At 65.1% G+C, this 7,057-nt stretch carries 7 protein-coding genes and 1 riboswitch; of the genes, 2 read left to right on the top strand and 5 right to left on the bottom strand.

Going from position 1 to position 7,057, the window contains the following annotated elements:
- Nucleotides 1–88 precede the first annotated feature (88 nt).
- The gene (locus tag HUU96_RS08685) at nt 89–862 is read left to right on the top strand and encodes a Fic family protein (protein WP_302480226.1); all 774 of its coding nucleotides are present in this window, start codon (nt 89–91) and stop codon (nt 860–862) included.
- A 21-nt stretch (nt 863–883) separates the two neighbouring features.
- On the opposite strand, the gene thiC is transcribed toward HUU96_RS08685, so the two are convergent.
- The 5 genes from thiC to HUU96_RS08710 form a co-directional block, all read right to left on the bottom strand.
- Nucleotides 884–2,728, bottom strand: a complete 1,845-nt coding sequence (thiC, locus tag HUU96_RS08690) for a phosphomethylpyrimidine synthase ThiC (protein WP_174292435.1) — start codon at nt 2,726–2,728, stop codon at nt 884–886.
- Between the two features lie 43 nt (nt 2,729–2,771).
- Nucleotides 2,772–2,862: riboswitch (TPP riboswitch) on the bottom strand.
- 54 nt (nt 2,863–2,916) lie between these two features.
- Nucleotides 2,917–3,909: a ferritin-like domain-containing protein gene (locus HUU96_RS08695; protein ID WP_174292440.1), complete on the bottom strand. Its 993-nt coding sequence runs from the start codon at nt 3,907–3,909 to the stop codon at nt 2,917–2,919.
- Between the two features lie 35 nt (nt 3,910–3,944).
- Nucleotides 3,945–4,952: a ferritin-like domain-containing protein gene (locus tag HUU96_RS08700; protein ID WP_174292436.1), complete on the bottom strand. Its 1,008-nt coding sequence runs from the start codon at nt 4,950–4,952 to the stop codon at nt 3,945–3,947.
- 137 nt (nt 4,953–5,089) lie between these two features.
- Nucleotides 5,090–5,965: a MipA/OmpV family protein gene (locus HUU96_RS08705; protein ID WP_174292437.1), complete on the bottom strand. Its 876-nt coding sequence runs from the start codon at nt 5,963–5,965 to the stop codon at nt 5,090–5,092.
- 59 nt (nt 5,966–6,024) lie between these two features.
- Nucleotides 6,025–6,795 carry a sterol desaturase family protein gene (locus HUU96_RS08710; RefSeq protein ID WP_438827072.1) on the bottom strand — a complete coding sequence of 257 codons (771 nt, stop codon included), beginning with the start codon at nt 6,793–6,795 and terminating at the stop codon, nt 6,025–6,027.
- A 78-nt stretch (nt 6,796–6,873) separates the two neighbouring features.
- Here HUU96_RS08710 and HUU96_RS08715 point away from each other — a divergent pair.
- The coding region (locus HUU96_RS08715) for a lycopene cyclase family protein (RefSeq protein WP_174292438.1) at nt 6,874–7,057 on the top strand (184 nt) is incomplete at its 3' end.

The raw sequence follows: 7,057 nt of genomic DNA on the forward strand, positions 1-7,057 counted from the left end.
CCAACCGTCTTCTTTTCTGCCGTCGCCCTCGCTGCCACCGTCATCTTCTGGCTATAACCAATGAGTCCTGACCCTAGTCAAGCTTCCAATTTCTAGTCGTTTACTACGCAATGCACATCGCACACTTCTGACCGGAGTTCAAAAACATCGCGGAGCAACCATCGATGCTGGAGAGCTAAAACGAGACCAGAACTGGATTGGTGGTGACGGGCGTGTTGAAACAGCCCGCTTTATCCCTCCGCCACCACAACAGGCTCGCGACGCAATCGACGATCTATCGGAATTCATCAACCGAGAAGATCGAGGCGGAATACCCCCTCTAATTGATGCAGCGTTGGCGCATTATCAATTCGAGACCATCCACCCGTTTGCGGATGGAAATGGCAGAGTTGGACGTATGCTAATTACGCTGATGCTAATCGAACGCGATGTACTACCTCAGCCACTTCTATATATGAGCCCTTGGCTGGAACGTCACAAAGACGAATATATCGACTTGATGTTCCAAGTTTCACGCGATGGTGCCTGGCAGGCATGGCTCAGCTTTTTCTTACGCGGAGTAATTGCTTCAGCACACGGCACCATCAAGGTGGTTGAAGCGCTTCAGGATTTACAGCAAAAATACCGACAGATGTTTCAGACTGCACGGCGATCAGCACTCATCCCAAGAATAATAGATTTGGCATTTGAGCAGCCTGTCATGACTGTAAGTGAGATCGCCAATCGTACTGCCACGTCGTATCAATCGGCCGCTAATAACATTGCGCCGCTGGTAGCTGCTGGTATTACTAAAGAGATCGGTAGCCATCCGAAGCTTATTGTTTTTACCGAGGTACTTGATGCTTTTCGGATTGATGGATGATAGATAAGTCTTAGTATTATCTTATGTCGCCGGCAGATAAACCTCCCCGCCCGTCTCCCGAAAGACCTCACTCATCTCCGCCATCCCGGCCTCCGCTTCCTCAGCTGCAATAAACGTCCCCACGCCCGCATTCTGCTTCGCAGCAAAATCGCGCACTTCCTGCGTGATCTTCATCGAGCAAAATTTCGGCCCGCACATCGAGCAGAAATGCGCGGTCTTGGCCCCCTCCGCCGGCAGGGTCTGGTCGTGGTACGACTCCGCCGTGTCGGGATCGAGCGACAGGTTGAACTGGTCGCGCCAGCGAAACTCGAAGCGGGCGCGGCTCAGCGCGTCGTCGCGCATCTTCGCCGCCGGGTGGCCCTTGGCGAGGTCGGCGGCGTGGGCCGCGAGCTTGTAGGTGACGACGCCGACCTTGACATCGTCGCGGTCGGGCAGGCCCAAATGCTCCTTGGGCGTGACGTAGCAGAGCATCGCCGTGCCGTACCAGCCGATCATCGCCGCACCGATGCCGCTGGTGATGTGGTCGTAGCCGGGCGCGATGTCGGTGGTCAACGGCCCGAGGGTATAGAAGGGTGCCTCGCCGCAGACCGCGAGCTGCTTGTCCATGTTCTCCTTGATCTTGTGCATCGGCACATGGCCGGGGCCTTCGATCATCACCTGCACGTCCTGCTGCCACGCGCGGTGGGTCAGCTCGCCCAGCGTGTAGAGCTCGGCGAACTGCGCCTCGTCATTGGCGTCGGCGATGCTGCCCGGGCGCAGACCATCGCCGAGGCTGTAGGCGATGTCGTACGCCTTCATGATCTCAGTAATCTCGTCGAAGCGCTCGTAGAGGAAGCTCTCCTTGTGGTGGCTGAGGCACCATTTCGCCATGATGCTGCCGCCGCGGCTGACGATGCCGGTCACGCGCTTGGCGGTGAGCGGGATATAGGGCAGGCGGACGCCGGCGTGGATGGTGAAATAGTCGACGCCCTGCTCGGCCTGCTCGATCAGCGTGTCGCGGAAGATTTCCCAGGTCAGCTCCTCGGCGATACCGCCGACCTTCTCCAGCGCCTGGTAGATCGGGACGGTACCGATCGGCACGGGCGAGTTGCGGATGATCCATTCGCGCGTGTCGTGGATGTTGCGACCGGTCGACAGGTCCATCACCGTGTCCGCGCCCCAGCGGATCGACCAGACCAGCTTGTCGACCTCGGCGGCGACGTTGCTGGCCACCGCGCTGTTGCCGATATTGGCGTTGATCTTGACCAGGAAGTTGCGGCCGATCGCCATCGGCTCGGACTCGGGATGGTTGATGTTGTTGGGGATGATCGCGCGGCCGCGCGCAACCTCATCGCGGACGAACTCGGGGGTGACGTGGTCGGGAATCGCCGCGCCGAAGCTCTCGCCGTCGCGGATGTGGTCCATCGCCTGCGCGCGGCCCAGATTCTCGCGGATGGCGACATATTCCATCTCGGGGGTGATGATGCCGCGCCGCGCATAGTGCATCTGGCTGACGTTCTGGCCCGCCTTGGCGCGCAGCGGACGGCGCACGACGTTGGGAAAGGGCTGGACGCCGCCGGAACGATCGGGGCCGAGCTGGCCGTTATCCTCGGGTCGCAGGTCGCGGGCGTCGTAGCTCTCGACATCGCCGCGCGCCTCGATCCACTGGCGGCGCAGCTGCGGCAGGCCGGCACCGATGTCGATCGTCGCCTTGGGGTCGGTGTAGGGCCCCGACGTGTCGTACACCCGCAGCGGCGGCTCGCTACACGACGGGTCGAGCATGATCTCGCGCATCGCCACGCGGTGCTCACCGACATGGATCTTGCGGCTGCCGCGGATCGCGCCGGTGGTGACGCCGATCTCGGTACGGGCGGGAAGGTCGGCCATGCGTGTCGCTCCAATGAACGGAGCAAGGTGACGGCGGACCGCTTCCCTCCCTCCGCCGGTTTCAACCGGATCAGGTTCGGCGGGTCGAGGGCTCGTGCCCTCCTCTCAAGCGCCGATCAACGCTCCCCCGGGGATGGACCAGCATAGGCCGATCCCTCGGCACAGCAATGATCAATCGGTGCGACCGATCAGCCGGAGGGCGCGCTGGTGAAGATGTTGCCGTTGACGCCGGCGGGGAAGAAGCCGCCGAGCTTCACCGACGCCTTGTTGAGGTAGACGATGTTGAGCACCTGACCGGTCGAGCGGCTGTACGCGATCGCGGTGGTGGGGTCGGCGGGCGTGATGTTGGCGACGGTCGCGTCGCCGATCCCCTGATCGTCGTCGCTAGACCCGTCGAGGCTGTCGCGCGCGTCCGACAGCTTCTGCGCGTTGGTCAGCAGCGACGGCGTCGCCTCGATGCCCTTGCGGTAGAGGACGCTGCGGATCAGCCCAGCATGATAGGCCTCGGTCGCCAGGATGCCGGCGGCGTTGGAGATATAGGTCGGATTGCTCAGCAACGGGCTCGCGCCCTTGTAGGCCGACACGCCGACATCCTCGAACAGGAAGGCTCCGAGCAGGAAGTTCTCGTCGGAAGCATAGGGGTTGAAGATGCCGCCCGCCGCGACGACACCCGCCGCCTGCGCGGCGACGCTGAACGCGCCGGTGGCGCTCGACCCGTCGATGTTGATCGCCGGCATCGCCACCGCCGCCGATTGCAGCAGGGACCGCAAGAAGGTGACGTGCGCAGCCTCGTCGGCGGCGATCTCGCGCGCATATTGCGCCACCACCGGATCGGTGAAGGGCACCTGCGCGCCGCCGGTGACCGAGCCCTGCGTGCCTACCCCGGTCAGCAGCGCCGCCGATAGCCCCGTGCCATAGGCGGCAAAGGCGTAGAATTGCGCTTCCAGATATTCGAGGTTGAGCGCGAAGTTGAACACGTCGACTTCGGTTGTGGTCGTCGCGACGCTGCTCACCGTGCTGGAGCTGGTGGTCGAGGCGGTGCCGTCCGCGCCGCACGCCGCGAGCAGCGACAGCGCCGCCGTCCCCGCGGTCGCGCCGCCGGCATAGGCGAGGAAGCGACGGCGTTCCGTGCGACGGCCCTCGATCGCGTCGAGGACCTGGGTGGCGGTATCGTCGGTCATCGGGCTGTTCATGGGACCCTTCCTCACGCGCGCGCTCATTCGGCCGTGCTGGTGGCGATCGTGCCGTTGACCCCGGCCGGGAAGAACCCGCCGACCGTCGCAGCGGTGCTGGTGATATAGGCGATGTTGAGCACCTGCCCGGTGGTGCGGCTATAGACGACCGCGTTCTGGTCGGTGGGGACGATGTTCGATACCGCCAGCGTCGTCGTGGTGGCATCGGCGTTGGTGATCGTCGTGCTGCCAGGCGTGATGCCCTGGTCGATGTCGGTCGCGCCATCCAGGCTGTCGCGGGCGTCCGAGATGCCCTGCGCATAGGTGATCAGGTTGGCGTTGGTCTGGCCGCGGTTGAACAGCTGCGTGCGCAACGTCGCGGCGTGGTACGCCTCCACCGCCAGGATGCCGGCGGCGGCCTCCAGATAGGCCTTGCTGGTGATCAGCGGGGCTGCGCCCTTGTAGGCGGTGACGCCGACGTCCTCGAAGACATAGGCGGCGAGCAGGAAATTGTCGATCGAGGCATAGGGATCGAAGGCGACGCCCGCCGCGACGATCCCCGCCGCCTGCGCCACCTTGGAGAAGGCACCGGTGGCGCTGGCCGAGATGTCGAGCGCGGGCTGCGCCACCACGGTCGCGGTGCCGAGCTGGCCGCGCAGATAGGCGACGTGCGCCGCCTCGTCGGCCGCGATCTCGCGCGCCATGCGGCCGATGATCGGATCGCCGCTGAAGTCCACCGCCCGCCCGCCGGTCACCGCGCCCTGCTTGCCGCTGCCGGTCAGCAGCGTGGGCCCAAGGCCGGCGCCGTTGACCGCGAAGCTGTAGAATTGCGCTTCCAGATATTCGAGGTTGAGCGCGAAGTTGAGGATGTCGGCGTCGGTGACGGTCTGCGCCTCGGCGGCGCTCGCCCAGCCGAGCGCCGCGCCGGCGACGGCAGCCCCCGCCGCCGCCTTGAAGAACGCGCGGCGGTCCGCGCGGCGCGTCGCCCGATCCTCCAGCATGTCGGCCAGTTCGGCGCTGTCTGTCGGCGCGGCGATGGGATTGGGTGTCATCGGCAAGGCTTCCGGTGGCGGGACGTGGCTAGGTGGCGGTGGCGGGATGCACCAGACGTGAACGGCCGCCCGTGCCGGATGAGGCAGGGGCGGCCGTTGAGGAGAGACGCGAACATATTGCGCGCCGCCTGAACCTTTTAGAAGGTGTACGCAACCCCGGCCGCGCCGATGAACTGGTTGCGCTTGCCGGCGATCGTGGTCAGCGGCGAGCGCGCCGACGGGCCTTCGGTCCGCGAATAGGTGCCCCCGGCGATGACCTTGAAACCGTGCAGCAGGTCACCGGTAATCGAGTAGGTCGTGAAGCCGCCGACGGTGTAGTTGTTCCAGTCATGGCTGGGATTGAAGATCGGCAGCCCCGACGCGCGCGAGTCGGCCGCCGACACACCATAGTAATAGCGCGCATACTTCGTGCCGACATAAGTGCCCGATGCCGTCAGCCCGACCGCCAGCTTGGTGCTGAGCGGGGTCAGATAGGTCAGCGACGGGGTGAACACGTAGCTCTTGTTCTTGGCCAGGACATCATGACGGAGGCTGAACGACAGGCTCAGCTCATCATAAGGGCTGGTGATCACGCCGGTCTTGTCGAGCGCGACATAGCCGCCGAGCTCGACCGCGGTATCGCGCTCGGGCAGGCGCTTCACCCTGATGTCGTCGATATGGTTGTTGCTGGTACGGTTGAAGTTGACGAACGCGACCGGGCCGGCCTCGATGTTCCACACCGGCCCCGGCTGCTGCTTGATCAGGTCGAAGCTGGCATTGTTGCCGATCAGCGAGAAGTTGTGGCCCTTATAGGTGCCGACCACCACCGGCGCGGGAACGACGCGATAGTTGTTCGATCCGTCATAATCGGGAAGATAGGCAGCACCAACGCCGACCGTGATGTTGTCCTTGCCGAGCTGCGAGCCGAGGTCGGCCGCCGATGCTGGCGCAGGTGCCACATCGGGCGTGGTTTGCGCCAGGGCAGGAGCGGCGATGAGCAGCGCGGCGGCGCTGGCGAGAAGGATACGGGTCAAGTCGGTGCTCCAGATGAATTTGGGGGCGCAACGCGGCGCTGGCGGTTTCGCTCCGCCGTCTACCTGCGAAGTCGCGCGCTATGTGACAATTCCGCATCACTGACTAGAGCCGGAAACCCGCCGATCCCGCCGTCGGTACCGCACAACCGGTCCCACACCCGGAAATACAGCCCGTAGTTGCAGCGGTAGCGTTCGTGATGGCGCTGGTGGTGGCTGGCGGTGATCAGCCAGCCGCCTAGCGGCCCCGCCCAGACGCTGCGCGGAAAGATCTCCCACCCCATATGGTTGGTCACGCCCATCACCGTCATCACCGTCAGCACCATCGCCAGCGCCGCGACATGGACCGGCACCAGCAGCACCAGCGCCGGGATCGCCACCGCACCGCTCAGCGCCTCGATCGGGTGGAACGCCATCGCCGCCCAGGCGGTCGGCGGGCGGCTGGCATGGTGGACGGCATGGGCGAGGCGGAACGGGCGCGGCCGGTGCATCCAGCGATGCGTCCAGTAGAACCAGCTGTCATGCGCGGAGAGGTAGAGCAGCACCGACACCGGCCAGTACCATAAAGGCCAGGCGTGGAAGTCGGTATAGACCCGCGTCCAGCCATGCGCCTGCCAACCCCAGGCCAGCACCCCGGCCGGCACGCCATAGATGGCGGCGGAGGCGAGGCTCCAGCCGATCTCGCGCCGCATCTGGCGGTCGAGGCCGCGGTACAGCCCCGGATGCCGCGCCCGCGTCGCCGCCGCGAACCCGCCCGACACCGCCAGGTAGCGCGCCGCGACGATCGCGCTCATCGCGAGCGCGGAAGCGAGGATGGCGAGCGCGATACCCATGCCGTCCCGTCTAGCCGATCGCCGATCGATTGGGCAGTGGCGATGGTGCGTAGGCGCAATCGGCGCTAGGGCGACGCGATGGCGGCCACGATCACCTGCGATGTCGCGATCGTCGGCGCCGGGCTGGCCGGCGGCCTGCTCGCGCTGGCGCTCCATCGACGGCATCCGGGGCTCGACGTCAGGCTGATCGACGGCGACGACCGGGTCGGCGGCAACCATCTATGGTCGTTCTTCGCCAGCGACGTCGCCGCCGCCGACCAAT

The sequence above is a fragment of the Sphingomonas bacterium genome, from assembly GCF_903644135.1.
Taxonomy (GTDB): Bacteria; Pseudomonadota; Alphaproteobacteria; order Sphingomonadales; family Sphingomonadaceae; genus Sphingomonas.